Below are 26,670 nucleotides of genomic sequence, written 5' to 3'. Positions count from 1 at the left end.
ATTGGCTCTTTTTTATTATGTATTTCATTTACTTATCGCATCGCTTTAAAACTACTCTTAGTAAAAATACAGAATATTATGTAAAAATGGTAAAGTTAGAATAGAACAGTTTAAAAAAGGGGTGTAACGTATGATCTGTGAACTAAGCAAGGATGATTTTTATAGGTGTAATCGTTTAGTGAATGAACAAGGTCAATTAGAGGTACGTGCTGTAATTGCAGGAGTGAATCCTGGTCGTATATTTGTAGATAACGTGACTTCTCCTAATTCGGGACTCATTTGGTTAGGTAATAATGATGGCTTCTTCTTTATTGGAGATGCTGAAAATGAAGAGTTTAATAAAGAAGTGAATCGTTTTATTAATCATGTAATAGTACCTGAGGCGAGGAAAGTAGGATTAGATTGCTTTGAAGGAATCGGGAATCATTCGAAGTGGAATAAAACAATCGAAAGAATATTTCAGCATCGTAAATTAAAGAGTTGGAATCAAAGAGTGTATATGCTAGGAAAAGAGGATTATGAAAATCATCATGAGCCTAAATTTGAACAGAGATATACTGTACTGAAAATGAGTAAAGCTCTCTATGAAAATAATAATAATACATTTAAGAACATTGATTTTTTACAATCAAAAATTTTAGAGTTTTGGTCTTCACCGGATTCTTTTTTCAATGAGGGGATTGGCTATTGCATTGTTTATGATGATGTAATTGTGAGTGTTTGTTTTTCAGGATTCGTCTTTGAAAATATACACTGTATAGATATTGAAACGATAGAAGGTCACCAAGGGAGAAAATTAGCTCAAAAGATAGCGCATAGTTTTGTGAAAGATTGTTTGGAGAATGATATTATTCCATATTGGGACTGTATGGAATTGAACAAGCCTTCTGTTGCAGTTGTAGAAAATGTAGGGTTTACAAATGTATTTAACTATGTGGGATATTATTTTTTATTTGAATAATCTAGGTATACTTTACAATTTACACTTTGAGATTGTCCAATTATTATATATATCTACAATTTAAAAAAGAAAGCATATGAGGTGTGCGAAAATGAAAATACAAATAGTATGGTTTGATGGTTTCGGAGAACTTGTCTCTTTCGCACCGTTTGAGGTACTGAAAAGAGCGATAGAAGAAGGGGCTCAATTTATAGTTGAATTCGTTTCGAGTGAACAAAAGAAGGAAGTTACTACCTCGTTTGGAGTTACAGTTAAACTACATGATTTTTTACGAAGGAGAATCGTCCAGATTTGTTAATTGTACCTGGTGGTGGCTGGAATCATAAAGCAGAGCATGGGGCACGAAAACAAGCAGAGCTTGGAACTTTGACTAAAATGATTAGCGAGATGCACAATGCAGGAACAATCGTTGCTGGTGTGTGTACAGGGGGGATGCTATTAGCTGCCTCTGGTATATTGAACGGTCGAAAGGCAACGATGCACTGTTTTGCACAGGATGAAATGAGTGAATACGGGGCAGAGCTTCTTCATTACAGAATTGCGGATCAAGGGGATATTATCACTGCAAGAGGGGTCACTTCAGGAGTTGATTTGGGACTTTGGATCACGGAAAGATTCGCAAGTCCTAAAATTGCGGCTGCTGTTGAATACAGAATGGAATATGAGAGGCGAGGTGTTGTTTGGAAGTAATTTGACTTCTTTTTTATCCCGCATTAACGGGCAGTAAGACTCCCACCACAAAATTCAGCGAATGGGAGGGCTGCCCGTAAAAAAACAATGGATATGTACTAATAATCAGTGGGGATGACAAAACTCCTACTGATTAAAGTTTCATTTTATAAATTTTACTTTATTAAAAGTTGATTTGTTAGAAAGGATAATCATTTATTGCTATAATGAATGGATGCGTGGCAGGAAATAGATAGAAAGATACTGCTAGTAATTTATACTTAAAATGTAGGGAGATTGAACAGAGTTATGGGGAATGAAAAGGAAATTAGTTCCGCTAAATTAATATGGAAGATGACGCGCCCGCATACATTAACGGCGACGTTTTCTCCTGTAATTTTAGGGACAGTGGCATCACTTTATGTTGCCAAAATTGATTGGCTTTTATTTATTGCGATGATGCTTGCATGTTTAGCGCTGCAAATAGCAACGAACTTATTTAATGAGTACTATGATTTCAAACGCGGATTAGATACCGCTGAATCCGTTGGCATCGGTGGCGGAATTGTCCGTCATGGATTGAAGCCAAAAAATGTGTTAACAGTTGCGCTTTTATTATATGTCGTAGCAGCTTTTATTGGCATTTATATTTGTATGAATAGTAGTTGGTGGTTAGTGGTTATTGGTTTAATTGGGATGGCAGTTGGCTATTTATATACAGGCGGTCCATTACCAATTGCGTACACCCCGTTTGGAGAATTAGTTTCTGGGTTGTTAATGGGGACATGTTTTGTGCTCATTGCTTTCTTTATTCAAACGAATACTGTAACGATTGAAAGTGTATTGATTTCCATTCCAATTGGAATTTTAGTAGGTGCAATCAATATGTCAAATAACATCCGAGATATCGAAGAAGATATTAAAGGTGGAAGAAAGACATTAGTAATCCTCCTTGGGAGAGAAAAAGCTGTGGTAACACTAGCGGTAGCTTTTTTCATTGCGTATTTATGGATTGCCGTAATTGTATTAATGGGTTATATAAGCCCTTGGGCATTAGTTATGTTCTTAGGCTTGAGAAAGCCAATTTCTGCGATTCAAAGTTTCCAAAAAGGGGCAAAGGATCCTGGATATATGCGCATCGCAATGAAATCAACAGCGATGACAAATACGATTTTCGGCTTCTTGTTGTCAGCAGGATTATTAATTAGTTATTTGTTTTAAATAACTTAACCCCAATTTCTCGATTTTAATATAGAGAAATTGGGGTTTTATTTTGAGTTTTTTACGTTATAAACTATTATCATTTGAAATGTATATACCAATAAATTGCAACTTCATCACTTGTCTTATCCAAACCTTTATAAACAAGAAAATCAAACCCACCAATTACAAATCCACATTTTTCATAAAATTTACATGCTGCGACATTATTATTTTGCGTTTCAAGCATGATACCTGGCATATTTCCTTTTTTTGCCCACTGCTTTGCTTGATCAACTAATTTTTTGCCAACTCCGATTGTACGATATTTTTTATCTACCGTTATATCCTCTATGTAAGCATAGTGGTTCCAATTCTTTTTTAATACCATTAATCCAATGATTTGGTTATGTAACAGAGCTATGTAAATGACTTGATTAGGTTTATTCATATATTCATTGTAAGCCAGTTCTTCATTATCATCTTGATTTTGTAAATAACTTTTTTCATAACTTGGAACGTCTTCTACTGTATATTCTATGCGTCTATTTCCTTTGGAAAGAGAAAGAATTAACCGAGCATTCACTATAAAACTGTCATCAATCTCCGGGAGATTATCTAAATCATTTGTTTCTAACTCTCTAATTACAAGGTTCATCGGAGTACCTCCACATAATAATATTTCTTCTAGTTCTTCATTTGGTTCAAATGAATTCCAATTACAAAATTATAATAGAATTTCAATAGTACGGCCATCTCTGTATTTTATCTTTATACCGGTATGCTATTATCTTGAGGTGAAAATGTTATTTAGAAAGAGTAGTATTTTTTATTTTGGATGTATATCCAGTTTTCAAATTTAACTGTAGTAGAGAAACAAATATTTTTTTAAAGAGTGGATGTAATAGGCTATTCTTTAACTAATTTCGACATTATCTGCATTTTATCTTCACCTTCCTCTATTAATCTATTTATTGTAAATATCAGCTGAAGTTAATGTTTAGCTGCATAAATAATGAATATGAAAATGAGTAGGGAAAGGATCGAAACATAATGAAAGAATCACAAAATAAGAAAAAAACAAGTGTAGTAACTAAGGCAATACTATCTCTAGGAGTTGTTTTAGCAACGACCTTTTTCACGTTCTTTTTAATAGGGAAATGGAACTCTATCCCAGCGAAAGGGGTAGCTAATGAAAATATTAGGCTAGCTAATACGCAACAACAAGGAAAGAAAGAAGACACATCGCTGGCAAAACAGAAAAGAGCTGATGGAAAACCAGTAGGAAAGGTTGTTTATTTAACATTTGATGACGGTCCTAGCGAATTAACTGGCAAATTTTTAGATGTACTAAAAGAGCAACATGTTGCTTCGACATTTTTTATGCAAGGTAGCAATTTACAGAATACCGGTTTTCAGGAAAATGTAAAACGAGCAGTAAAAGAAGGACATTATATTGGTGCACATAGTATGACACATAATAGTGATAAGCTATACAAAAAAGGACAATTTGTAACGGAGATGAAAGAAACGTTAGCTCTTATTCATAATATTACAGGTACAACCCCTAAACTAGTCCGTCCCCCATACGGATCTGCACCAGGATTAAAGGGGCAGGACATTCGTAACAAAATTGTAGAAGCAGGAATAAAAGTTTGGGATTGGACGATAGATTCAAATGATTGGAAATTAAAAGGTAACCCACAGCAAATTATAGAAAATGTAAAGCGTACAACAACAGAAGATGTGGAAGTAGTTCTAATGCATGAAAAACTACAGACATTACAAGCGCTTCCGGAAATTATTAAATTTTATAAGGAAAAAGGATATGAATTCGGGGTATACAATGAAGCGGATCATTTTCAACTAAACTTCCAGAAAGATCAACGTCTATAGTATCAAATAAATAAATTAAGAGCATGTTCTGATTTATCTTTCTTCAGAACATGCTTTTTTTGCTCGCTTCTATAAGCTTATTACTACCAATTTAACAAAGCAGAATTTACAAGTTACTTTATGGATACCTCACTTTAGAATAACTAACTTATAGAAAAAATTGAATAATTTTCATGTGTAAGGAAATTTTAAGAAGGATATAGAGGGGATATTTTCCTTTTGTTTTCTAGATAAATGATTACTTACAAAAAAACATTTAGTGGAACGGTTTTTTAAAGCTATTCTGTCAAGAAATTACTAACAATTGGGTTCAAAACATAAACCACTCGATAAATGGGGTAGTATGATGAAAAAACTTAGTAGAAAGCGTTTGAGAAAAGATATTCAGGAACTTGAGAGTGCAAGTATGCTGCTCCAAAATGATCAAGAGTGCGAACTCAAGCAGAGTGTATCTGCGAATGAAGAAGTTTTGAGACAAGTTTTTGAAAATTGTTCCGATATTGTTTTTCGTCCAATAATCATAGATAGTCAAAATAAAATTCTTTTTATTTATATAGATGGATTAATTGACACTAAAGTTGTGGAACAAGTTGTTTTGAAACCAATGATGTTCGAAGGTCTGCCTAGTGGAGTAAAGAGTGTGGATTCGGTAGGAGAAATTATACAAAATCAGCTAATTGCGGTTTCTCAAGTAAAGACAATCTCTAAAGTTCGTGAGGTTATAGAAGCAGTATTGAAAGCGAATGTTGTCATTTTAACAGAAGGAGAAAGTCAAGCTCTAGTCGCTGATTTAAAAGGTTTTGAAAAACGAGGTATTGAAGAGCCGGCTGCCGAGATCTCTGTTCGTGGCCCTCGGGACGGGTTTACGGAAACGATAAGGGTCAATACGAGCCTGATTCGCCGAAGAATTCGAAGCCAAAAACTAAAAATGGAACCTTATTCGATTGGGGAATTGTCACAGACAGATGTGGTAATTGCTTATATTGAGGGAATTGCACCTGATTCGGTTTTGGATGAAGTTCGCCAAAGGGTAAAGCGAATTCAAATTGATGGAGTATTGGAGTCAGCTTTCATTGAAGAGTTTATTGAGGACCAACCCTTTTCACCCTTTCCACAAATTCAAAATACTGAGCGGCCAGATGCGGTTTGTGCAAGTTTATTAGAGGGGAAAGTCGCCATTTTAGTAGATAACACACCTTTCGTTTTGATTGTTCCTATGACATTTTGGACTGGTCTACAAGCAGCGGAGGATTATTATGAACGCTCCATCTACACAACTTTTGTTCGATGGATACGTTTAATATTAATTAATATTTCATTATTTCTTCCTTCTCTCTATGTTGCTATTACAACCTTTCATCCTAAATTAATACCGACAAATTTGCTTATTAGTATTGCAGCTGCGCGAGAAGGCATTCCGTTCCCGGCTGTCATAGAAGCGCTAATGATGGAGTTTTTATTTGAAGGCTTGAGGGAAGCGGGGGTTCGGTTACCAAAACCTGTTGGATCAGCAGTTAGTATTGTCGGAGCACTTGTTATCGGGCAAGCTGCTGTGCAAGCAGGTATTATTTCCGCACCTTTGGTCATTGTTGTGGCGACGACCGGTATTGCGTCATTTGCGTTCCCGCGCTACAACTTAGGAACAGCTTACCGGATGTTACGCTTTCCGATGCTGTTATTGGCAGGGATGCTCGGGCTATACGGTGTTGCAATAAGTACCCTTGCGATTTTGATTCATTTAACTAACATTCGTTCTTTTGGCATTCCGTATTTAAGTCCAGTTGCACCACAGACTCCTCGTGATTTAAAGGATGTTTTTCTCCGAACACCTCGTTGGAATATGACCCACCGCCCAATAATGGTATCTGGTGAAGAGAAAGTCCGTTTTCCAGGTGGACAAAAGCCAGATGAGAAACGGGGAGGGGAAACAGAATGAGCCTGCACAAGGCACTCTGTATGATACTGGTCATTTCTTTATGCTTCTTGACGGGATGTTGGGATCGGACAGAATTAAATGATTTGGCAATAGAATTAGGATGGGGACTTGATCAAGCGAAGAATAATAAGATTGAAATTAGTGCTCAGTTTATTATTCCATCAAAAATGGGGATGGGACAGAGCGGAAGAAGTAATGCAGGAAAAGCGTTTTTTACAGAATCGGGAACGGGAAGGGATACACATGAAGCTATACAAATGATGCAAACAAAAATGTCGAGAGAAATTTTTCGAGGGCACCAGCGTGTAATATTGATTGGAGAAAAAATGGCTAAAAGTGGTCTTGCTCCAGTTTTAGATGCATATAGCCGCGATCCTGATATTCGATTACGAGCAGGTGTGTTTGTCATAAAAGGGAATACTGCAAAAGATTTTCTGAAAGCATCCATCCCTTTAGAGTCTATCCCGGCACTTGGGGCACTTAAAGAGCATATGCAAATAGAGGCAGCGGGAGATATGTCTTTATTAAATTTTCTTATTGCTGGTACGAGTGATGGAATCACTCCGATTTTACCCGTTATTAAACTAAATATGTCTCATAAAAAAGGAAAAACTGAGGTCAAAGGGTTTCAAATTGTAGGCGGTGCTATATTTAACAACGATTTCAAATTGGTAGGATACTTGAACATGCAGGAATGGTTAACTACTCTTTGGATAGTGAATCGTTTAAGTAAACAGACAGTTACAGCAACGGCCTCTAAAGGAAATGGTAGTGCAAGTTTATATATGACAAAGATCAATAGAAAAATCATACCTACTATACAAGGGGACACAATTAAGTGTGACATTGTTTTTTCTGGTGAAGGAACAATTCAGGAGAACAATACGAATTTAGATCTTTCGCAGCCAAAAAATCTTACTCTTTTAGAACGTGTATTGGAAAAACAGTCCGAAAAGGAAGCTCTCCAAACTATTAAAAAGGTTCAAAAACAATACGGAACCGATATCTTTGGATTTGGAGAAGCCATTCATCAAAAATATCCATCCGAATGGAAAGAGTTAAAAAAGAATTGGAGTAAACAATTTCGAAAAGTGGAGGTTTCTCTTCATACAAAGCTTACTATTCGGCGAGTAGGACTGACTGGACCACCGTTGCAGTTGAAGAAAAATGAAATGAAAAAATAAGGAGGAATATAGAGTGTGAGAAATTCGATGAAAATCTCTGGCAGGCAAATCTTTTGGATGATGTTCACATTTGAAGTGGGACAATCACTCCTTCTAGTTATTCCAGCGACGATTCGTACTGTCAAACAAGATGCGTGGATCTCGATTTTGATTGCAGGAGTGATAGGGGTTGCTCTTACTTTTTTGGCAACTACACTTGGTTCGCTTTATCCGAAACAAACTCTCATTGAATTTAGTCAAACTATTCTTGGTAAATGGCTAGGAAAGCTACTGATGATTCCTTACTTCTTTGGGTGGTACATGATAATTTGGATAACCGTCCGTGAATTTGGTGAGTTCATTATTATCGCTTTGTTTCATAATACACCTTTGTGGGTCATTGTCTTTACTGCGATGTTATTGCTCATTTTTATCATTTACCAAGGAGGGGTGGAAGGTATTGGACGTTTAAGTGAAATCATAGGGCCAATTGTACTTTTAATGATAACGTTTGTAATCATTTTGAATGTTGGCAATATGAATTGGGATTATATGCGGCCTATTTATCACGATTCTGGCTGGCTTCCCATCCTTAAAGGTTCCTATACTCCTGTAGCCGCATTTTTTGGAGAGGCTGTTATGATGATGATGTTCGTTTTCTTTATGGATAAACCAGAGCAAGCGTCATCAAGGGCGATGTTGGGGGTAGGATTAGCCGTTTTCATGGTAACGATTGGAACATTAGCGGTCATTTTAACATTCGGTCCGAATTTATCTTCAAGTTTTTTGTATCCGGTTTACGATTTGAGCCGATACATATCTGTCATGGAGTTCATTCAAAATGTGGATATTTTGATAGTTATTATTTGGTTTTTTAGTATTTTTGTGAAATTGGCGTTATACATGTTTATCGCTTGTTATGGAACAGCACAAATATTTCATTTGAAGGATTGGCGAAAAGTAGCGTTAGTTCTTGCTCCTATTTCGTTCATCATAGCTGTGTCAGTTAAAAATATCCAAACATTTACCCATTATTACTACATATTTTTCGTAATTCCAATTGCATTTCCTGTTTATGAGCTAGGGATTCCTTTACTGTTATTGGTGGTTGGCAAAATTCGAAGGAAATATGCATAAACCCAATCGGTAATATGTTTGGAGGGCAGGTATACTTTTAGTTTTTTGACTAATATAAAAAGAGAAAAATCCTACTCATAAGTGTAGGATTTTTTGTTTGTATATTACGTTACAAGAGTTTTCTTATTTTCTCTGGAATGTCCTTTTTTGAAATCTATGCAACAGAGTCTTTATAGTAAGAGTATTTTATCGGGGAATAATCAAAAAAATGTATATTACAATATAAAAATTCATCTTAATACTAAAGGATACATGACAACGATTCCTATAAATTCTTCTCAATAATTGAAAATAAAATCAATCCAGATTATTATATTGTTATTGTAATTATAAATGTAATTACATTTTATTGAAGGAGGATACAAAGATGAAAAACTCAAAAGGCTCTATTGAATCAGAGATAAGCAAAGCAATTACTCACTGGGAAAAGGACTACCTAGGACGCGGGTCTATATCCGTTAAGACAGATATATTACGGGATATGATTATCGTAAATTTACAAGGTATTTTAACGCCGGCTGAATATACGGTTTGCGAAACAAAAGACGGTATGCTAACGATAAAGAAAAATCGTTCGGAGCTAGTTGAATCTGGAATTGAAGATTTGAAAGAGATTATACTAGAATTAACTGGAGAAAAAGTGAAAAGTTTTCATACGGATATAAGCTCCCGTACTGGTGAACGAGTAATGATTTTTAAATTGTTTCATAATCTTGAGGGAAAATTTTAAAAATTAAAACCACCGTAGGGTTAGTGGGAGATAATTAAGAAACCTAAAAGTTTTGCGCTTTATTTAAATTTATTAACATGATAATAATTAATAACTTGAAATTATTTACGTATACTGAATTTTAATTGGAATAACGCTCAAAAAAACTGATAAATAAATTGACAAACTGCTTAATATAGTTTATCTTATAATTGTTTTAAAAAATTAATAGATGCTTATTTTAACTGTTTGCTATAATTAAGGCTTTAGCATTTTTTTAATATGTAATATTGACTAAATGAAAAAGTTTCTTAATTGAAAGATAGCGCATAACATAAATTGATATATTGATTGCATAATCTAGGAGATCAGAGATATACTGTTATTTTTAATAGGAGTAATACATACATTACTATCCTCTATAAAATGGGAGCTCTTCAAAAAACTTTATTGAAGTTAGTTGAAGTGAAACCGACAATCTCCATAATTCAATGATGATATAAAATCATTGAATTATGGAAGTTGTCGGTTTTTTTTATGGGAAAAAACGATGCACGAAAAAGAGTGAATGAAAATTGAAATTTAAAAAACTATCGTAATGAAAAGGAATTTTTATAGGCTATTTTCGCTTAGAAGGGAGTATTTAACATGTTAATTTCGCTGAGTTCATCAACACTGTTAACTTTATTTTTTATGGCGCTTAGTGCTTCTTGGCTAAGTGGATTATTATTTTTAAATGCAAGGATACCTTTACGTTTTGTTCATATCCATATTGGTATCGCTGCTTTACCTTCATTGGTTTCTTTACTCGCACTTGTTAATAACAATGGAGATAGAGTTGTGGGGCCTTGGCATCTAGATACTTTAGCTTGGTTAATGGCTTTCTTTGTTCTTACAATTGGTTTAATCATTCAGCGTTTCTCTGTACGTTATTTAATGGGAGATCGTTCATATCGAAAATACTTTGCACTTTTTACATTTACTACAGGTGTATCTTCGGTTGCATGGTTAAGTGATGATCTTCGCTTAATGCTCATTTGTTGGGGAGCAACGCTTATAGGATTGGTTCTACTTATAGGGCTAAATAAAGGGTGGAAAGTAGTTAGTGAAGCAACTAAAATCTCTGGCTACCTATTTACAATAAGTTGGATTGCCTTACTATCAGCTATCATTTGGCTTTTTCAAGTAACAGGACAGTGGCAGTTAACATCAGTTTTAACGAATGAAAATGTAGTGCTACATGGAACATTGGAGAGAACAGGAATTAACTTATTAATTATATTAGCGGTGATGATTCCAGCAGCACAATGGCCTTTTCAAAGATGGTTAATTGAGTCTGCTGTTGCTCCAACTCCTGTTTCAGCTATTATGCATGCGGGTTTAGTAAATGCTGGTGGTATCATGTTAACTAGATTTTCACCTCTTTTTCATGATGATATTGCACAAATAATTTTACTAATTTTCTCTAGTATTTCTATCTTAATAGGTACAGGAATTAGTTTAGTCCAAGTTGATTATAAACGTCAGCTAGTAGGTTCAACTATTGCACAAATGGGATTTATGCTTATTCAATGTGCATTAGGCGCCTATTTAGCGGCTATTATTCATTTAATTTTACATGGTTTGTTTAAAGCTACACTATTTTTACAAGCTGGTTCTTCCGTGCAACGTTTTGGGGTAGTGAATCAGTCTAATGAAAAGATGTCCAATTTATGGATTATAGTTGGGCGTGTTTTAGGATTATTTATAGCAATTACTTTCTGGTTTATGACTTCTGGAGAGGGGTATCAACTAGTTAGTGCGTTAATCTTAGGCTGGTCACTATACTTTTCATGGAAACAGCTTGTTGTTTTTGGAGAGGGAAGAATGGGACGAATTGCTGGCGTAATTGTTTTGATTGGATTTTCTCTCATTTACTTTACCGTTCATAATTCTCTTTATAAATGGTTGCATACTGATATTTATCAAAGTGTTCAACCTTCAGCTCCAGCCGTTATCTTTGTTATATGTATTTTACTATTTAGTAGTGTTATTAGTACTTTCGTTACTCGTCATCAATCTTCTACTTTATTCGCTGTACTTTATCTTTGGTTAGTTCGAGTAGGTGAGGCGAGACGAAAGTCAGTAGAAAGTCACCCAAGCTATCTGAAACATTATGTATCAAAGGGAGGTAATTCGTGATGAGCATACCGTCAATATTAAAGAAAGATACAAACATTGATATGCAAGAAAATAATATAAATGATTTAGTTGCATCTGCTAGCCGAGTTATTGCACCACTTTGGCCTATCTCTACGTTTGCAGCTCACCACCCTTGGATGGGACTTGAAAAGCAATCATTTGAACAAGTCGCAAATTGGTTAAAAGAAGCTCGTAATGTGGATATTTATCCTAGTGCCTCCATGATTCATTCGGCAAAAGCAAAAGGTGAGATTGAGGAATCATTTTTACAAATGAGTTTGTCTCGTTGGCTGGATTCACAATCTTTTAATATTCCGCGAGAGAAAGCAGAGCGATTTTGCCAAGCAGCTTTAAAGTTAGAAAAATTACCTTCTAGTCTATTATCATCGCCAGAATTAAATAAATTGGCAGAAGAAATGAGTTATATAAATACAGCAAGTATGAAAGCCTCTGTTATGCAGCCAATAAGTTCGCTTATAGAGAATCAAAATAGTGAAAACCTATCTGATGTTCTTAATTATCATATCATTAAATGGTGTAAATTATATCTTGATGACTCCGGATCAAATTGGACGATGCCAAATCGTGAGAAAGGTTTTTATCGCGCATGGCAACACCTTATTAAATTTGATCCAGCGCTCAGTAAAAATGAGCGTAAAGTTTTAAAAAATTGGCCACAAGATGCCGAAGTAGCTTTAGCGAGAGCATTATCTGAACTAGGAATTTCTGAATCTAACATACAATCTTACCTTGAAGGGCACTTACTTTCTTTGCCTGGGTGGGCAGGAATGATACGATGGCGCTCACAACAATCAATTCAGGAACAGGAACTTCTCATAGAATATTTAGCAGTTCGAATTTCTATGGAGCTGGCTATTGTAAAACCTTATTTACCTTTAAAAAATCAAAAGGTTGAGAAAAAAGTTTCGATCGTCCCACTTATAGCTTCTTGGATTTATTGGGGGAATATTTCAACACGGGAATGGTTACAAATGCCTGCTACTGAACAAAGTGAATTATTAGTATTCGCTTATCGTTTTGATGAAAATATTCGCAAGAAACTTTGGCTGGAAGCTTGGGAACAAACGCATGCAGAGCAATTAAGGGAGAAGATTGCTTCTACACAACGTGCAACCAATGATAAAAAGCGTGTATTAGCTCAATTAGCATTCTGTATTGATGTACGTTCAGAACCGTTTCGTCGCCACCTTGAAAAATTAGGTCCGTTTGAAACATTTGGAATAGCTGGTTTCTTTGGGTTACCAATTGCAACTAGTGAACTAGGTAGTAATAACAACCATCCTTCTTTGCCAGTTATACTCAAACCGAAACATCAAATAAAAGAGCTCACAAATGAAAATGAACTTAAATCTTATGAGCAACGTAAGAGGGTAGGCAGTTCGGTACGTTATACTTTTAAAACGATGAAACAGAACGTACTGACAAGTATGGCGCTACCTGAGTTAAGTGGTCCTTTACTTGGTCTACAGATGGTGACAAGAAGCTTTGTCCCAAGAGGAGTTGGTGGTTTCATTCGTAACCTTCGTAAAACTATGTTACAAAAACCTGATACAACATTCTCGCTTAATCATGTTCATGACACAAAGGGGGAGATACCTATCGGTTTTACGAAAGAAGAAAAAGTGAACTATGTGCGTCAAGCTTTAAAAATGGTGGGACTGACAGAAAAATTTGCTCCTTTAGTTGTAATGTGCGGACATAGTAGTCAAAGTACGAACAATCCTTATGCTGCAGCACTTGAGTGTGGTGCTTGTGGCGGAGCAGCAGGAGGATTCAATGCAAGAGTTTTTGCTACTTTATGTAATCTCCCAGAAGTGAGAGAGGCGTTGTTTGTGGAAGGTATTAAAATTCCTGAGGATACCATTTTTGCAGCAGCTGAACATAAAACAACAGTGGATGAATTGGAATGGATTTACGTCCCAGAACTTTCGGAAACTGCGCAAGAAGCATTTGATTGTATCGAATCGATTATGCCAAATGTGAGCCAACATGCAAATAGAGAGCGTTTAACGCAATTACCAAATTTTAAAACGAAAATAAAAAATGCGAGTAAAGAGGCACATCGATTTGCAGAAGATTGGAGTGAAATACGTCCAGAATGGGGATTAGCTCGTAATGCATCTTTTATTATCGGGCAACGAGAATTAACTCAGGATTGTGACTTAGAAGGTAGGGCTTTCCTTCATAATTATGATTGGAAACAGGATGAAAGTGGCGATATATTAGCTAACATTATTGCAGGACCAGGAACAGTAGCTCAGTGGATAAATCTACAATATTACGCTTCAACTGTAGCTCCTCATTATTATGGTAGTGGAAACAAAACAACCCAAACTGTAACCGCGGGTCTAGGTGTTATGCAGGGAAATGCAAGTGATTTGTTGCCAGGCTTACCTTGGCAATCCGTTATGCAGTCAGATAGTGAGACGTATCATTCACCACTTCGTTTACTAATTGTAATTCAAGCGCCTAGTCAATATATAGAACGTTTGCTAAATAATGATTTCACATTTCGAGAAAAAGTTCAAAATGGATGGGTTAGACTTGCAAGTGTTGATCCAGAGGGACACTGGAAAAACTGGTAACAATCATGTAATGAATTATCAACTATTGTTACTAGCTTAAAAGTTTCATAAATAAAATAATGAAGAAGGAGTGCCCCATATGAATTCAAAGAATAAAAAAGTTTTATTGTTAACAGACATTAAACATGAAATAGAGCCTATTATCCAACAAGTAACTAACATTCAACAAGAAAACATGTTGACTATACACAGCTACGATTCTGTAATTGTGCATCCTTATGGAGATATAATGAGATCTATTATTATTGCTATTTATCAAGAAAATGTTAAAGAAATTTTCGTTGTAGGAATAGAGGATAAAGAAACTGATGTAGTTAATCTACAAATTCAACGTAATTCCATAAAAAATAACAGGGAACTAGACTATCTCTTTGAAAATTGCATGCCTGAATTTTCAAGTGGTAGCCTTGATGAATGGCTAAGTGGAAAAGAAAATGTTAGTGAAAATATTGAGAAGAGTATAGATATGATTTGTCATCATCCACTAGTACCGTCTGATGTTAAAGTTCATGGTTTCAAGATTGATAGAACAGGGGAAAAAGAAACGGTTGTTAAAGTTTCTGTTAATAAAGTAGTGAAACAAATGCATTCTTATGTGTAAGTTATCGATAGATAAGCAACTTTTATTTAGTAGATACTATAATATGTTAAATATTTGGAGTTGTTTCCTTTAAAAAAGAGTAAAAGAAATCTTCTATAAATGGAGATCTTTTGCTCTTTTTATAATAAAAATAAAAAATTATTTGACGTTTTTTCGAAAAAATTTTTAAGACAAGGCTTTTAGGTTTATGAAAACCTTTATTCATGATAGCAAGATAATTTTGATAAGAAGTATATAGTAAGAATGATTTGGAGATACCGATGGGGATATAACTATTTTATTTAGGACGGTGCAATTAAAATGGATTTACAGAAAGGGAAATTATATTGGAACACGACTTTTTCTAATACACCTTCTTATCCTCGTTTGGACGAAGATATAAAATGTGACGTACTAATAATAGGAGCAGGAAGTTCGGGTGCTCAATCAGCATACTATTTGAGTGAATCAGATTTAAATATTGTTATCGTTGATAAAAGAAAGGTAGGACATGGAAGTAACCTTACAAATACAGCACTTATTCAATATTTAGGTGATAAGATGTTTTTTGAACTTGTAAATACATTTGGGGAAGAGTATGCAGTTAAGCATATGAAATTATGTGAACAAGCTATTAATGATATTGAATATGCTGATCAAAACTTGCCTTATTGCTCTGACTTTAAACGACGTGACAGCTTATATTATGCAAGTTATGAAGAGGATATAAAGAAATTAGAAAAGGAACTGTATTATTTACATAAGCATGATTTTAAAGCGGCTTGGTTATCAGAAAAACAAATTGGACAGAGATATCCATTTAAAAAACGTGCAGCTATTTATACGTATAATGATGGTGAAATAAATCCTTATAAATTTACACATAGTTTATTAGAACAAGCCTCTAATAAAGGAGTTCACATTTATGAAGATACAGAGATTGTTGGCAAAAAGTTAGAGAAAGAATGTGCTATCTTTTATACAAAGGAGGGCAATTCTATTACTGCCAATAAAGTAATTGTGGCTGCAGGATATGAAGGATTGGAATTTAAAAAGGAAAAGAACGCTACACTGATTAGCTCATATGCAATTGTTACTAATCCTGTGGAAGATTTATCTTCTTGGTATAAACGCACTCTCATTTGGGAAACTGCGAGACCATATATTTATATGAGAACTACTGTAGATAATAGGATTATTATAGGTGGATTAGATGAAGATACAAACATTGCTCAAGAAAGAGATTCAAAATTAATCCATAAAAAAGAGAAATTAGTGAATGAATTTAATAAGCTCTTTCCCAATATAACAGTTGAACCTGAATTTTATTTAAGTGCTTTTTATGGTGGTACTCATGATGGTTTACCTATAATTGGAATGTATGAAGAGTTTCCAAATTGTCACTTTATCTATGCGTATGGAGATAATGGATTAGTTTATAGTATGGTACTTTCTAAAATTGTTCGAGATATAATTATTAACGGTTCAAGTCCAGATTTGAATTTATATTTACAAACTAGACCAAAACTAAATGAGTAAACTGCATGTATACAAAATCATAGTAGTAAGGAGCATATTTAGGATTCCATTATAAAAAAAGCTATTTTAAATGTATTAGTTTCATGTGACTATTTGTTATGTTTATGAATGCTTAAATAAAGCATTCATAAACAATATTATTTGTTAAATCCATTCATTTTACTAAGTTCAGTTATTTGTATAATCCATTCTTTTTTTAGGTAGGGTAGAGTTGCTTGGATATGATGATATTCCCATTCTTCCTCAATGGTAGGGTAAAGATTAAATAAGTATTTTTCTTCATCATTTGTTACACTTGCTTTAGGATTGCCAGTAAGTTTAAAATAAATGTCGCACCATCGGCTATAGTTTGTTAACATGAATAAAAAATTAGGACATGTGAATTCGATGAGGTATATTTCTTTCTCTAATTGAATATCTGATAGTAATTCTCTTGCAGTCTCATAAGTAGGCTTCTTTTGGTAACCATTGCATGAATGCCATGCCCAAATGGGTAAATCTATAATAAATTCAATACCTTTCTGTTTCATGTGTCTTACAATGTATTTATATGCTGTGCAATCTTCTTTACTAACAAAAATAGGATCGGCTATAAGCTTACCTTCATTCAAAAGTGTATTTATGGCATTTTGGTTTTGAAAAGTCCATAGGATTGTTGAATCTATAGATGTATTTAAGTTTGATTGTTTATAAAATTGTTTTTTCATCTTTCTCTCCATTTTCTTTTTTATTTTATAAGAGTTTAAGATAAGTACAAAGTGCATTATATTTTTATCTTTATTAAGAGTTGGAAAAATCCATTAAAGATAGAAGAGTTTGTTTGCAATTACAAAAAATGATTCTTATAATCATTTAAAAATAACAGAAGTATTTGTTCTAATAAAGAATGAATTGTGCTTTAAGAATTAGAAAGGATAGCCATGCAAAATAAAATTATTGTTATGTTTCAAAAAGATTTTCGTTTATATGATAACCCAGCTCTATTTGAGGCTGTTCAGTCTGGTGAGGTTCTTCCTGTATATATACAAGATGAAACTTTTTCAATAGGAAGTGCGTCAAAGTGGTGGTTGCACCATGCTGTAATAGATGTAAAGAAGCAACTTGAGGCATTGGGCTCTACTTTAATAATTCGTAAAGGACGTACGGAGGAAGAAATACTTTCTCTCATAGAGCAATTAGATATAACGGCTGTATATTGGAATATTTGTTATGATCCGGACAGATTACAATCTAATCAAAAAATGAAAATGATGTTAGAGGATAAAGGTATTATCTGTAAAGAATTTAATTCGCATTTATTATTAGAACCGTGGATTATTAAAAAGAAAGATAACACTGAATATAAGGTGTTTACGCCTTTTTACAATGCATTTCAAAAGCAGGTAATACCTAAACCTTTTAGCAGAGTGCAGAGTATAAAGTGGGGGAACTCTTTACCAGCAAGCTTATCTGTTTCAGAATTACAATTGTTGCCGATTATACCGTGGACATCTCATATGGAAGTAATATGGGATCCGACAGAAGAAGGGGCATATAAAACATTCAAGAAATTTTTCTCTAGTAAATTAGTCTCTTATAGTGAAGGAAGAGATTTTCCAGGTCAAAATGTCCATTCGATGTTGGCACCGTATCTTTCATTTGGTCAAATATCAGTAAAGCTAATGTTTCATTACTTAATAAATAAAAGTACCGAAAGACAATGTAGTCTTTTTGAAAAACAAGTTAATAGCTTTATACGTCAATTAATTTGGCGAGAGTTTTCTTATTATTTACTATATCATTATCCATTTACAGTATATAAACCTCTTAATAAGAGCTTTGAAAATTTCCCGTGGGATAAGGAAGAGGAGTTATTAAGAGTATGGCAAAAGGGGAAAACGGGTTATCCGTTTATTGATGCGGGAATGCGAGAACTATGGCAAACAGGTTTTATGCATAACCGGGCAAGAATGGCTGTAGCCTCTTTTCTTGTAAAGCATTTGTTAATTCCGTGGCAAGAAGGAGCAAAATGGTTTATGGATACACTACTAGATGCTGATATTGCAAATAATACAATGGGATGGCAATGGGTTGCTGGAAGTGGAGCAGATGCATCACCGTACTTTCGTATTTTTAACCCAATCACACAAGGAGAAAAGTTTGATAAAAATGGAGAGTATATAAGAAGATGGGTACCAGAATTAAGAGATATCCCAAACAAATATATACATAAGCCTTGGGAAGCACCTGAGCATATTTTACAAAAATCCAATATAAAACTTGGGGATACATATCCTTTTCCGATTGTTGATCATAAGGCAGCACGGGAGAGAGCCCTTTGTGCATATAAAAGTATGAAAGAATTTGTATGAAATAGGTTAAACAATATGTATTTTGAATTTTAATATTAGAATTTTATCCATTACAAGGACATACTAATCATATAAAGTTTCTATAATCTTCTAGTAAAAAGGAGAATGTTTATGAAAAAATCTAGTATTATAGTATTTTTACTAACATATGGTTTGTTTTATGTTTCTAGTGTTTTATTCCCTATTGATCGTACTTGGTATGATGCGTTAGAAAAGCCGTCTTGGACACCATCTGGTATGACAATCGGAATGATATGGGCTGTATTATTTGGACTTATTGCATTATCAGTTGCAATTATTTACAACAACTATGGATTCAAGTCAAAAACATTTTGGTTTTTATTCCTTTTAAATTATATATGTAATCAAGCGTTCAGCTACTTTCAATTTAGTGAAAAAAATTTATTTTTAGCAACAGTAGATTGTTTACTAGTCGCTATTACTACGTTACTTCTCATTATGTTTTCTTCCAATTTATCTAAAGTATCGGCATGGTTGCTAATCCCATATTTTTTATGGTCTGCATTTGCTACATATTTATCTTGGACAATTTATAGTATAAATTAAAGACGTAAATGAAAACTTGAGCACAAAGAAAATGCTCGAGTTTTTATGTTTATTAATGATAATCTAAAGTATAGAATATACACATCTTAGGGAGGTCATATGTGTGAAGAAATGGATAAAAATTGTTCTGTACTCTGTAGTAGGTATTTTAATGATCGGAAGTATTACTTTTTTAACTTGGTCTCAGTTTACTTATAAACCAACGAAAGAGGCTTTGTCTTTAGTAGATGATAAAAAAGATGCAGATTATATAGTTTTTGGAGAGAAAGATGCAAAAATAGGAGTTATTTTTTATCAAGGAGCTAAAGTAGAAGCCGAGGCTTATAGTTACTTAGGAGAAGCTCTTGCAAAAGATGGGCATTTTGTAGTAATGCCTAAGTTACCATTAAATTTAGCGATATTTGGAATAAATGAGGTAGATAGTGTAATTGAACAGTATCCGGAAGTTCAAAAATGGTATGTTGCTGGGCATTCAATGGGTGGAGCTATGATTTCTAGGTATGCCTTTCAACATGAAGAAAAGGTAGACGGGATTATTTTCTTAGGTTCGTATCCTGCAGATGACTTCTCTACTAAGTCGATTCCAATGTTATCAATTTACGGGGAAGTAGATGCTTTAGCAACTGTAGAAAAAATAGAGAACAATAAAAAGTTCATGTCAAAGAATACAACTATGCACATGATAAAAGGGGGCAATCATGCTCATTTTGGCATGTATGGTGAGCAAAAAGGTGATAATGCGAGTTTAATTACGGCAAAAGCACAACGAGATGAAACAGTGAAAGTAATTGAAGAATGGTTATTGAAACAATGATAACGAATTTAATAAATCTACCGAAAGAATTATCCAAACGGTAGATGGGAGAGAGAATAAAGAGCCAAATCGTATGAATTGGCTCTTTTATTTATTTGCTATCTCCAATTGTCCCCTTATTTTCTCCGGAATATCCTCTTTAGAAATAATATCGTAAGAATACACATACTTTCCTTTCACATGAATTTTTAAGTAAGTTTTTCTTATAAAATCATTAGGCGTGTTCGTTCCAACATTATATTCTTTTTCATTGCTTAATTCATCAACAGCTTTTAGTGAGTACATAGCTTTTCCTTTTTGATGATAATCCGGAACACCATATCCTTTCGCAACGGCATATACATTTTTTTCTTCAGCAAACGGATTAAATCTGTCTAAATCCCCGCGTAATATGAAAGGTAGTAAGTATATAGGAAGGCCTATTCCTAATATGCAAATTACAAATTTTCTCATTATCGTTTCTCCTCTTGTTCATTTACATGCTTCAGTATAGAAAAAAATTCTTATAAATATAGAGGGAAATTCCTTAAAGTTTTCTTAATAAAGTTTCACCATGTGAAAAAAACTAACTTGAGCATTAAGCTTGCGGAATGAATAACCAAATAACTTTTTTCTTTATTTTTTGATATTTCTTAAGAACCTATCAAGAAATAAGTGAGTTTTAGGATTTAGAATAAATGTATCTTACAGTAATAAGAGAATTATCTAAATAAATTAGAGTGAGAACAATTAAAGAAAGTATCTTGTGGGGTGCTGCTTTCTTTTAGAATAGAGAACCCCATGGGTCAGTTACATGTAATGCAGCGCTGCGCTTCTATGTCACTGAAAAATCCAATGATAAAAAAAGAGGGGGAAGGCATTTTTTATTGAAGTTTGTTAATGATAGATTTTTAACTAGTTAGGGGGGATCGTAAAATAGATTATTAATCTCTTTAATAATTTTTATTTTCCTTATAGTTGGCATGTTCTATTAGAAATTTTAAATTTTGGAAGGAGAATCAATAATTATGGGTAAGAAAAGAAGAATAAGTAATAAGTTATTACTTGTCAGTGCAATTTTTACAATAGCAATTCCTTCAGTCACATATGCGGAGGAAGTAATTTCACCTGAAAATTTTACGAGTTCTTCAAGTTTGTATGAGGGACGGAATACGGAAGTATTGAAAACAAGCTTATATCCTGTTACATATAACTATCCGTTTAACTACCAATTTAGTTCGAAATTAAAGGAAGCAAACACAACTATAAAAAAAGTAGACAATAGTGATGATGAAAATCCTATTATATCTACTACTCTTTCATTTATTCGCCATATGAATAGTGAAGATTATAAATCTGCATTTGATTTAACCTCAAGGTCATTACAGAAAATAATATCCGAAGAATGGCTGAAAAGCTATTGGGAGGGACTCCCAGTGCAATTACAAGCAGGTTCTTTTATAGAAATTGGAGAGGTTACACAAAAAGAGACAAATCCTGTTCATACAAATGTGGAGATTCAATTAGTTTTTGAAAAAATGACTGTACCTTTACTAATTAAACTAGATCCATCTGGAAAAATAGACGATTTTCAACTCAGCATGTCGTTTAGTCCTGTTGCAGAGCGTCCATCATATAGTAAGCCTGAGTCATTTGTTGATAAAGAAGTAGTAGTTGGAAGTGGTGCATTTCCATTACCAGGAACATTGTCGGTTCCAAAAGGAAAGGGGCCTTTTCCAGCGGTTATTCTTGTTCAAGGATCAGGAGCAACTGATCAGGATGAAACAGCGTTTGCTTTAAAACCATTTCGCGATTTAGCTGAAGGTCTTGCATCGAAGGGAATTGCTGTCCTTCGCTATAATAAAAGAACGTATGAACATGGGTTGAAAACACAATTCAGTCCCTTTTATACAGTTGATAAAGAGACAACAGATGATGCTCTTCTTGTAACTCAATTTCTTAAAAATGAGCCTCTAATAAATAAGAATCAAATATATATTCTTGGTCATAGTCAAGGTGGAATGATGCTTCCGAAAATGATTGAAAAAGACCAAAATAAAAATATTGCTGGAGCAATTGTAATGGGAGGGCCAGCTCGTACGATCCAAGACGTTGTTTTAGATCAATTTGAGTACCTTTTCTCTATTGGAGCAATGAACCTGGATCAATATAAATTCTACAAATCGCAATTTGAATTATTAAATGATCCCAATTTCTCTGGTCAGAATCCCCCAAAAGATTTTTACTTAGGGTCAGCAGTATTTTGGGATTCTATACGGAAAATTAAAGCGGCAGAAATGTCAAAAGAACAAAAGACACCGCTTCTTATTATTCAAGGAGAAAGAGACTATCAAGTTCAATCAAAAATTGAAATTCCTCTTTGGAAAGAACAATTAAAAGAACGAGATAACGTAGATTATCGACTATATCCAAAGTTAAATCATTTCTTTACAGAGGGTGATGGGGAAATAAGTAAGCCAGATGAATATTATAGTCCTGCTAATATCCCTGAGTATGTTATAAATGATATTGCTGCTTGGGTGCAAGGCAGATCGCAATTAAATTAGCAACCATATGTTTTAATAAGGACTTTCTTTCCGTAATCAAAATAGAAATATTTTGATTAGGTTGTATGTTTTTTTAAAGCACTCTTTGAAAAGGAGTGCTTTTTTATTTTGCTATGATTTCTATAAAACAATGGGCTTACCTTCCAAACAAATCGTTATTTGGAGCGCTTTTATCAAAGCAAAGTGCTTGTGACATTTCTTTGATATTAAAAACATGAATAACCTATTGTGTAAAATTTTTTGAAAATTTAGGTTTAACATCTTTAAAATAGGTGTATTACATATTACATAACAACTAAATAAAAAAATAAAAAATCTAAAGGAGGAAAGATACGATGCATACGAATGAAAGAAAAACGGTAGTTTATGAATATCAAAATGAACAGGAAGTAGTTATGAAAGTAAAAGAGCTAGAATTGCAAGGGGTTCGCCACGATGACATTTATGTTTTAGCACATGAAAAACATATAACAAAAAGGATTGCGGATGATACAAACACAAATACGATTGGAGTAAAAGAACAAGGATTGGGAACAAGTATTATCAACTTTTTCTCCAAAAAAGGGGACGAACTTCGAAATCAAATGGAAGAAATGGGGTTGTCGAAGGAGGAAGCTAACTTATATGAAGAAAAACTAGATCAAGGGAAGATTTTACTCCTAGTAACAGCTGAAGTACCAATGGCGAATGCTAGGCAGCCGCAAAACTATCATTCTCTGTAATAGATTGCAACATCTGATAAATAGGTAAGGGAATTATTTTAGTTTGTAGCATGGAAGAAAATAAAAATAGAAAAGGATGAGAAAAATGAAACATACAATATTTAAATATGCTGTGATTGGAATTACGACCGGAGTCATAGTCTCCCTATTAAAAAAAGAAAATCGGAAAGCTATACAAACAAAAGGAAAAAGCGTAAAAGAAAAACTACAAGAAGGAAACATAAAGGAAACATTGGAGAAGGTAACTGAGACAAGTAAACAATTTTCTGTAACTGCAGCTAATGTTGCAAAACAAACATTACCACAACTGCTTACAGCCACACCAGTTGTCATTTCTACCATTAAAGACTTAACAGAAAACGAAAATAATAAAAAGAAAACAGGTGAAAAGGATTACGAAATAAATGAAAATAGTAAGAACTTAGACGGGGAAAAAACGAAAAATGAAAAGAAATATGTGAAAGAAGGGAAAGAAGAGAGTGCCTAGATTTAATTCTAAAAATAGAAAGTGAGGAAAAAAGTATGAAATCTCTGTATGCAATTGATGTAGGAATTGGCTTTACCAAAAGGGCATATCGACAGGATGTAGATTCTGAGATGACAATCAAGAGTGAAGCTTCCACACTAGCCCCTGTACCTAATCATGCTGAAAGTGAAGATTTAACAAAGGTAAGTTTTATAGACTTAGATTTTGCATACTACATGGGAAATGAAGCACATCAATCTGACGCTTCGTTTCTTCCTCCATTTGACGAAGAAATAGAAAATTATTATGAAAGCGAACGATTTAAACAACAAATATTTGGTTGCATTGCAAAGGATTATAAAGAAAATGTCGTGTTACCTCTAGTTGTTACTGGGCTCCCCGTTACTTGTTTTGGTAGTCAGCATGAGCAATTACAACGTGCACTAAAAAAAGAGACTTCCGTACAAATTGATGGGAAATTTATTCATATTACGGTGGAAAATGCTTTGATTCTTCAGCAACCGGTCGCTTTACATGCCTATTTCTTAAAAGAGGGAATCATTCAGGAACGAGATCGCATCTTAATTATTGATGGCGGATTTCGTACAGTAGAAATGACAGATATGAAACAGAATGTCATTTTAAATCATTATGAGGCGGAACTAGGATGTAGCAAGCCTTTGAAAAATATTAAGAATATCGTGCAGAATCATGAGGGTGAAAGTAATCAATTGCATATTAACGACATGCCAAACATATTAGAAAAAGGATATGAATGTCGAGAAGAAAATCATGAGACAAGTCAGGTTCATACTTTGATTCAAAAAGAGTTGGATGCACACTTCCAAGACGTCATGCGTGTATTACAAGAACAATTTAAGTTAGAACAGTATAACACTATTATTTGGACAGGAGGAATAGTAGATCTCCACAAAAAACGAATTGAAAAAATGCAAAGTGAAATTTCTTCTTTCCGTATGGTAGACGCTTCGGAAGAGGCTGCACTCCATGGATACTACATTATTGGGAGTCAAGTATTTGAGGACATTACCAATCAATCTGCATATGAATCCAAATTATAATAACGAATGAAATGGAGTTCGTTGAATAGACGTGCCAAATTATGTAGCTTATTTTCCACATATAATAAATTCTTTATAAGAAAAGATAAAAAGTGCTTGTATAGAGGAAATGTTTAAAATTGAAAATAAAAATAACTAATATATAGGGGGTCTTCCTTTTAAAAGAATAAGACCTCCTATGTTATTTATTTTGTAATTTAGATGATCTAAAAACTCTTCCTCCAAGACATGAATACCTACATACAAATTTCGTATTACGGATATGATTCAATCAAACATAAAACTATTTAGAAAGGAAGAATAATATGGAATGCATAAAAATGACGAAATGGAGTTGGTATCATGTGAAAACTAGTGAGCTTGAAAAACTTTCTTCTATAATCCCTCGTGATGTAACATCTTATTTCGCTCAATTTGTAAAGAAAATAAGTTCTCCTTGTGAAAATGGATTATATGTTTATACGTTATCACCAAGTCAAACTTGTGTATATGGTTCGTTTTTATATGATCAAGATAAAAAGGACGCCAAAATTCAAAAATTTCTTCATTATTTCGTAGCTGATGGAATACTGATAACAGTTCAGGAAAAAGAGGAAGAGGATTTCCAAAAAATAATACATAATTTCCCTATGGGTACAAAAAATTGTAATAGTTCCGCTGAAGGATTATGTGCTATCTTATCAATGTTTATATCTCATTATTTGCGAAAGGTTGACTACTTTGAAAACAATTTCAGAAATGTATTATGGGATTTTTATCATCATAATAACATAGCAGTTTTAGAAAGGATTTATCATATTCGTCATGAATTATTTATGAACACACATGTGTTTCGCTTAATACAAGAAGTGTTACAAGGCCTAAAAGAAGCTTGGTTAGAAAAACTAACAAACACCCTTTGTTATAAACAAACATACGTAAAATTAGAGCGTGGATTACAACTTGTTAAAGAGTACCAAGAAGAATTAGACACGATGATTCATTTACAAGAAGTTGTTTCTTCTCATCGTGGGAATGAAATTATGAAAGCTCTTACTGTATTAACTGCTGTGAGTACGCCTTTGACAGCCTTAGGAGCATTATGGGGTATGAATTTTAAATACATGCCTGAACTAGAATGGAAATATAGCTATTTAATCGCTCTCTTATTTATTATTTTCACAACAGCGGGTATGTATATGTATATGCGATTCAAAGGATGGACAGGTGACTTATTACGAGTAAAGAAAAAGAAATCTTTTTTTAAATCTAATTAATCCTGTTTATAAAAAATATGATAGATATATGGTTTGTAATATTTATTAATTGAGATAGCACCATATCCCCATCAAGTTAAAGTTTTGATGTCCTCACAATGATAAAAATGGTGAATATTTATATGAAAGATTAGAGCTCTCCTTCCTGTAGGAGAGCTCTAATCTTTATTTAAAAACTATATCATATACTCTGAAATTTGTCCGGATTCAATTTAGAATATGGCAAAAGAGAACTTGCGATTAAAAACAAGCTCTCTTTAAAAGAAATAACGTAATTGAGATACTTATA

General features: G+C 33.8%; 22 protein-coding genes and 1 pseudogene. 20 read left to right on the top strand and 3 right to left on the bottom strand.

All coding sequences use genetic code 11. The annotated features are described in order from the left end of the window. The first annotated feature begins 130 nt into the window (after positions 1-130). The 3 genes and pseudogenes from C3Y97_RS15490 (at position 131) to menA (ending at position 2,851) form a co-directional block, all read left to right on the top strand. Positions 131-961: a GNAT family N-acetyltransferase gene (locus C3Y97_RS15490; RefSeq protein WP_000562832.1), complete on the top strand. Its 831-nt coding sequence runs from the start codon at positions 131-133 to the stop codon at positions 959-961. 91 nt (positions 962-1,052) lie between these two features. Continuing rightward, positions 1,053-1,651: pseudogene (locus C3Y97_RS15485) on the top strand (DJ-1/PfpI family protein). Positions 1,652-1,939: 288 nt separating this feature from the next. Further along, positions 1,940-2,851 carry a 1,4-dihydroxy-2-naphthoate polyprenyltransferase gene (menA, locus tag C3Y97_RS15480; RefSeq protein ID WP_000526090.1) on the top strand — a complete coding sequence of 304 codons (912 nt, stop codon included), beginning with the start codon at positions 1,940-1,942 and terminating at the stop codon, positions 2,849-2,851. A 79-nt stretch (positions 2,852-2,930) separates the two neighbouring features. Here the strand turns inward: menA and satA are convergent, their stop codons facing one another. After that, positions 2,931-3,488, bottom strand: a complete 558-nt coding sequence (satA, locus tag C3Y97_RS15475; RefSeq protein WP_001054999.1) for a streptothricin N-acetyltransferase SatA — start codon at positions 3,486-3,488, stop codon at positions 2,931-2,933. A 395-nt stretch (positions 3,489-3,883) separates the two neighbouring features. Here satA and C3Y97_RS15465 point away from each other — a divergent pair, with 395 nt between their 5' ends. The 9 genes from C3Y97_RS15465 (at position 3,884) to C3Y97_RS15425 (ending at position 16,577) form a co-directional block, all read left to right on the top strand. Then, complete coding sequence (locus C3Y97_RS15465) at positions 3,884-4,726, top strand: polysaccharide deacetylase family protein (RefSeq protein ID WP_000665165.1); 843 nt, start codon at positions 3,884-3,886, stop codon at positions 4,724-4,726. A gap of 343 nt (positions 4,727-5,069) precedes the next feature. Continuing rightward, entirely contained in the window at positions 5,070-6,662 is a 1,593-nt protein-coding gene (locus tag C3Y97_RS15460; protein ID WP_025688055.1) for a spore germination protein, read from the top strand. After that, positions 6,659-7,846: a Ger(x)C family spore germination protein gene (locus C3Y97_RS15455; protein WP_086692952.1), complete on the top strand. Its 1,188-nt coding sequence runs from the start codon at positions 6,659-6,661 to the stop codon at positions 7,844-7,846. The genes C3Y97_RS15460 and C3Y97_RS15455 overlap by 4 nt, the downstream gene beginning before the upstream one ends. Positions 7,847-7,873: 27 nt before the next feature. After that, entirely contained in the window at positions 7,874-8,962 is a 1,089-nt protein-coding gene (locus tag C3Y97_RS15450) for a GerAB/ArcD/ProY family transporter (RefSeq protein ID WP_000703146.1), read from the top strand. A 367-nt stretch (positions 8,963-9,329) separates the two neighbouring features. Beyond that, a complete protein-coding gene (locus C3Y97_RS15445; RefSeq protein WP_000798163.1) occupies positions 9,330-9,692 on the top strand; it encodes a Na-translocating system protein MpsC family protein in 363 nt (120 codons plus the stop codon). Between the two features lie 627 nt (positions 9,693-10,319). Then, positions 10,320-11,852 (top strand): NADH dehydrogenase subunit 5, encoded by a 1,533-nt coding sequence (locus tag C3Y97_RS15440; protein WP_000908940.1) that lies wholly within the window; start codon positions 10,320-10,322, stop codon positions 11,850-11,852. Beyond that, entirely contained in the window at positions 11,852-14,458 is a 2,607-nt protein-coding gene (locus C3Y97_RS15435) for a DUF2309 domain-containing protein (RefSeq protein ID WP_136363503.1), read from the top strand. Before C3Y97_RS15440 ends, C3Y97_RS15435 begins: the two co-directional genes overlap by 1 nt. 79 nt (positions 14,459-14,537) lie before the next feature. After that, complete coding sequence (locus C3Y97_RS15430) at positions 14,538-15,059, top strand: carbonic anhydrase (RefSeq protein ID WP_136363502.1); 522 nt, start codon at positions 14,538-14,540, stop codon at positions 15,057-15,059. A gap of 300 nt (positions 15,060-15,359) precedes the next feature. Continuing rightward, positions 15,360-16,577: an NAD(P)/FAD-dependent oxidoreductase gene (locus C3Y97_RS15425; protein WP_000365632.1), complete on the top strand. Its 1,218-nt coding sequence runs from the start codon at positions 15,360-15,362 to the stop codon at positions 16,575-16,577. A gap of 137 nt (positions 16,578-16,714) precedes the next feature. On the opposite strand, the gene C3Y97_RS15420 is transcribed toward C3Y97_RS15425, so the two are convergent. After that, a complete protein-coding gene (locus C3Y97_RS15420; protein WP_025688064.1) occupies positions 16,715-17,284 on the bottom strand; it encodes a DUF3841 domain-containing protein in 570 nt (189 codons plus the stop codon). A gap of 213 nt (positions 17,285-17,497) precedes the next feature. On the opposite strand from C3Y97_RS15420, the gene C3Y97_RS15415 reads away from it, so the two are divergent. The 3 genes from C3Y97_RS15415 (at position 17,498) to C3Y97_RS15405 (ending at position 20,309) form a co-directional block, all read left to right on the top strand. Beyond that, entirely contained in the window at positions 17,498-18,928 is a 1,431-nt protein-coding gene (locus C3Y97_RS15415) for a cryptochrome/photolyase family protein (protein WP_001179969.1), read from the top strand. Positions 18,929-19,039: 111 nt separating this feature from the next. After that, positions 19,040-19,495 (top strand): TspO/MBR family protein, encoded by a 456-nt coding sequence (locus C3Y97_RS15410; protein WP_000749756.1) that lies wholly within the window; start codon positions 19,040-19,042, stop codon positions 19,493-19,495. A gap of 103 nt (positions 19,496-19,598) precedes the next feature. Continuing rightward, positions 19,599-20,309, top strand: coding sequence for an alpha/beta hydrolase (locus C3Y97_RS15405; protein WP_000758855.1), 711 nt, complete (start codon positions 19,599-19,601; stop codon positions 20,307-20,309). An 87-nt stretch (positions 20,310-20,396) separates the two neighbouring features. Here C3Y97_RS15405 and C3Y97_RS15400 read toward each other — a convergent pair whose 3' ends face one another. Next, a complete protein-coding gene (locus C3Y97_RS15400; protein ID WP_121868432.1) occupies positions 20,397-20,762 on the bottom strand; it encodes a YxeA family protein in 366 nt (121 codons plus the stop codon). Positions 20,763-21,316: 554 nt separating this feature from the next. Here C3Y97_RS15400 and C3Y97_RS15395 point away from each other — a divergent pair. The 5 genes from C3Y97_RS15395 to C3Y97_RS15375 all read left to right on the top strand — a co-directional run bounded on the left by C3Y97_RS15395 (position 21,317) and on the right by C3Y97_RS15375 (position 26,381). Next, the gene (locus tag C3Y97_RS15395) at positions 21,317-22,855 is read left to right on the top strand and encodes an alpha/beta hydrolase (protein WP_136363501.1); all 1,539 of its coding nucleotides are present in this window, start codon (positions 21,317-21,319) and stop codon (positions 22,853-22,855) included. A 335-nt stretch (positions 22,856-23,190) separates the two neighbouring features. Continuing rightward, a complete protein-coding gene (locus tag C3Y97_RS15390; RefSeq protein WP_000557320.1) occupies positions 23,191-23,577 on the top strand; it encodes a YflT domain-containing protein in 387 nt (128 codons plus the stop codon). A gap of 85 nt (positions 23,578-23,662) precedes the next feature. Continuing rightward, positions 23,663-24,064 (top strand): hypothetical protein, encoded by a 402-nt coding sequence (locus C3Y97_RS15385; protein ID WP_000683216.1) that lies wholly within the window; start codon positions 23,663-23,665, stop codon positions 24,062-24,064. A 35-nt stretch (positions 24,065-24,099) separates the two neighbouring features. Further along, positions 24,100-25,125, top strand: a complete 1,026-nt coding sequence (locus tag C3Y97_RS15380; RefSeq protein ID WP_136363500.1) for a ParM/StbA family protein — start codon at positions 24,100-24,102, stop codon at positions 25,123-25,125. 305 nt (positions 25,126-25,430) lie between these two features. Next, positions 25,431-26,381, top strand: coding sequence for a magnesium transporter CorA family protein (locus C3Y97_RS15375; protein WP_000388923.1), 951 nt, complete (start codon positions 25,431-25,433; stop codon positions 26,379-26,381). The last annotated feature ends 289 nt before the right edge of the window (positions 26,382-26,670 follow it).

Origin of the sequence: Bacillus sp. DU-106 (genome assembly GCF_004799705.1) — a bacterium.
Taxonomy (GTDB): Bacteria; Bacillota; Bacilli; order Bacillales; family Bacillaceae_G; genus Bacillus_A; species Bacillus_A cereus.
The sequence above is the reverse complement of the archived record's forward strand: the minus strand, read 5'-3'. Positions and strand labels throughout refer to the sequence as shown.

Coding starts and splice junctions, on each gene's coding strand:
- C3Y97_RS15490 (WP_000562832.1), top strand. CDS start 131: ATGATCTGTGAACTAAGCAAGGATGATTTTTATAGGTGTAATCGTTTA.
- menA (WP_000526090.1), top strand. CDS start 1,940: ATGGGGAATGAAAAGGAAATTAGTTCCGCTAAATTAATATGGAAGATG.
- satA (WP_001054999.1), bottom strand. CDS start 3,488: ATGAACCTTGTAATTAGAGAGTTAGAAACAAATGATTTAGATAATCTC.
- C3Y97_RS15465 (WP_000665165.1), top strand. CDS start 3,884: ATGAAAGAATCACAAAATAAGAAAAAAACAAGTGTAGTAACTAAGGCA.
- C3Y97_RS15460 (WP_025688055.1), top strand. CDS start 5,070: ATGATGAAAAAACTTAGTAGAAAGCGTTTGAGAAAAGATATTCAGGAA.
- C3Y97_RS15455 (WP_086692952.1), top strand. CDS start 6,659: ATGAGCCTGCACAAGGCACTCTGTATGATACTGGTCATTTCTTTATGC.
- C3Y97_RS15450 (WP_000703146.1), top strand. CDS start 7,874: ATGAAAATCTCTGGCAGGCAAATCTTTTGGATGATGTTCACATTTGAA.
- C3Y97_RS15445 (WP_000798163.1), top strand. CDS start 9,330: ATGAAAAACTCAAAAGGCTCTATTGAATCAGAGATAAGCAAAGCAATT.
- C3Y97_RS15440 (WP_000908940.1), top strand. CDS start 10,320: ATGTTAATTTCGCTGAGTTCATCAACACTGTTAACTTTATTTTTTATG.
- C3Y97_RS15435 (WP_136363503.1), top strand. CDS start 11,852: ATGAGCATACCGTCAATATTAAAGAAAGATACAAACATTGATATGCAA.
- C3Y97_RS15430 (WP_136363502.1), top strand. CDS start 14,538: ATGAATTCAAAGAATAAAAAAGTTTTATTGTTAACAGACATTAAACAT.
- C3Y97_RS15425 (WP_000365632.1), top strand. CDS start 15,360: ATGGATTTACAGAAAGGGAAATTATATTGGAACACGACTTTTTCTAAT.
- C3Y97_RS15420 (WP_025688064.1), bottom strand. CDS start 17,284: ATGAAAAAACAATTTTATAAACAATCAAACTTAAATACATCTATAGAT.
- C3Y97_RS15415 (WP_001179969.1), top strand. CDS start 17,498: ATGCAAAATAAAATTATTGTTATGTTTCAAAAAGATTTTCGTTTATAT.
- C3Y97_RS15410 (WP_000749756.1), top strand. CDS start 19,040: ATGAAAAAATCTAGTATTATAGTATTTTTACTAACATATGGTTTGTTT.
- C3Y97_RS15400 (WP_121868432.1), bottom strand. CDS start 20,762: ATGAGAAAATTTGTAATTTGCATATTAGGAATAGGCCTTCCTATATAC.
- C3Y97_RS15395 (WP_136363501.1), top strand. CDS start 21,317: ATGGGTAAGAAAAGAAGAATAAGTAATAAGTTATTACTTGTCAGTGCA.
- C3Y97_RS15390 (WP_000557320.1), top strand. CDS start 23,191: ATGCATACGAATGAAAGAAAAACGGTAGTTTATGAATATCAAAATGAA.
- C3Y97_RS15385 (WP_000683216.1), top strand. CDS start 23,663: ATGAAACATACAATATTTAAATATGCTGTGATTGGAATTACGACCGGA.
- C3Y97_RS15380 (WP_136363500.1), top strand. CDS start 24,100: ATGAAATCTCTGTATGCAATTGATGTAGGAATTGGCTTTACCAAAAGG.
- C3Y97_RS15375 (WP_000388923.1), top strand. CDS start 25,431: ATGGAATGCATAAAAATGACGAAATGGAGTTGGTATCATGTGAAAACT.